The 1,628-nt window shown below is 75.9% G+C and carries 3 protein-coding genes; all 3 read left to right on the top strand.

Features of this window, described 5'->3' with window-relative positions; all coding sequences use genetic code 11:
• Positions 1-237: 237 nt before the first annotated feature.
• Positions 238-630, top strand: a complete 393-nt coding sequence (locus H5J29_RS31920; RefSeq protein ID WP_312858501.1) for an STAS domain-containing protein — start codon at positions 238-240, stop codon at positions 628-630.
• A gap of 169 nt (positions 631-799) precedes the next feature.
• Entirely contained in the window at positions 800-1,024 is a 225-nt protein-coding gene (locus H5J29_RS31915) for a hypothetical protein (RefSeq protein WP_181784637.1), read from the top strand.
• 1 nt (position 1,025) lies between these two features.
• Positions 1,026-1,628 (top strand): Acg family FMN-binding oxidoreductase (locus H5J29_RS31910; protein ID WP_376768598.1); only part of this gene is annotated, 603 nt, incomplete at its 3' end.

Raw genomic sequence — 1,628 nt, 5'->3', positions numbered from 1 at the left:
GGGTGTGCACCGTGACGCCCATGCTCTGCCGGTCGGTCTGGATGAACTCGACCACTGCACTGTGGACGGCTGTCGTCCGGACCCACCGCCTCTCCCGCAGCACAGCTCGACGACCGCCCGCACAGGAGGCCCGACATCCACCCTCACCAGCTCACCCTCCGCCGGTGCACCCGGTCAGGCCCGCCGCGCGGAGACGCCGGCGGGCGCCAAGACGGAGAGGCCCGGGAAGGGGAACGGGTGACCGGCCCCGCCAGGGCGCCGGTCGGATGGGGTCTGCGCGTCACCGAACACGAAGGCGGTGTGGCGCTCCTCGAGGTGCGCGGCGAGATCGACGCCGTGACCGTCGAGCCCCTCGCCGACGCGGTGCGCGCCCTGACCCACGCCGATCAGGCGGTGGTCCTGGACCTGACGAGGGTGACCTACCTCGGGTCGCGGGGCCTCGCCCTGTTCATCGAGGCCGACGCCGAAGCCCGCAGGCGCCGGGGACGGTTCGTGGTCGTACCGGGTCCCGGCGACCGCGCCGTGTCGCGGGCCCTCGCCCTCACCGGTGTGGACCGCGTTCTCGACGTCCGAGCAGGAGCTCCGCAGGAGGTCACGCAGGCGGCCCGCGCAGCGTCCCCTCGCTCGTAGCTGGGCGGACGGGACGGCACGCCCCGGTCGGCGACGGGCCGAAGGTCCCGCCCCTGGCTGTGCCGTCCGACGCAGCTGGAGCGGACCCGAGGACCCTGCCGCCGAGCGCGGCCCGCGGGCAGGCTCGGGGCTGCCGCGGGCGGACCGCGGGGCGACGAGGGAGCCGACGATGACGACCACCGAGAACCCGCACGCCGCCCTCCTCGTCGTGCACGCCTCCACGAACGGCGGGACGGCCGGGATCGCCACGACGACCGCCGCGACCACCTGCGGGTTCCTCGCGACGCGGACGGCCCGCGGCGAGCGTGCGGGCGGCCACCGCGACCCCGAGCGCGTCCGCGCGTGGGCCCGCGACATCGCCCTCGCGCCGAGCCCCGTCGGCCGGGGGCGTTGAGATGGAGCGGTCCCTGCACCATGCCGTCGAGCTCGCGCTCCAGGCACCATCGGTGCACAACACCCAGCCCTGGCTCTTCCGCCTCGGCGGAGCCGAGGTCGAGCTGCACGCCGATCCGACCCGGCACCTGCCGAGCACCGACCCCGACCGCCGCGACCTGGTGATCAGCTGTGGCGCGGTCCTGCATCACCTGGCCGTCGCCGCCGCCGGACTGGGCATGGCCGTGGAGCTGGACCGCTTTCCCGATCCGGAACGACGGGACCACCTCGCGACGGTCCGGGTCGTCGACGGGCGACCCGACCAGGCGGCGGCGCGGCTGTTCGGTCAGCTCGGGAGGCGTCGTACGGACCGGCGGCGCTACGCCGCGGAGCCCGTACCGCCCGCTCGGATCGCCGCTCTGGTGGAGTACGCCGCCGCGTTCGGCGTCGGGCTCACCCCCGTCACCGACCCCGCGGTGCTGGCCCGGACCCACCGGGTACTGGCCGACGCCGCAGGTCGGCAGCGGCACGAGCCCGGCTACCTCGCCGAGCTGCTGATCTGGACCCACCGCTACGCGGGCTCACGCGACGGGGTGCCCGCCGCGGTGGTCCCCACCCGGGCCTGC

The sequence above is a fragment of the Pseudonocardia pini genome (genome assembly GCF_013870575.1).
GTDB classification, from domain to species: Bacteria; Actinomycetota; Actinomycetes; order Mycobacteriales; family Pseudonocardiaceae; genus Pseudonocardia; species Pseudonocardia pini.
The sequence above is the reverse complement of the archived record's forward strand: the minus strand, read 5'-3'. Positions and strand labels throughout refer to the sequence as shown.

Bases quoted from the DNA above. Each gene is read 5' to 3' on its own strand.
- H5J29_RS31915 (WP_181784637.1), top strand. From the start codon at position 800: ATGACGACCACCGAGAACCCGCACGCCGCCCTCCTCGTCGTGCACGCC.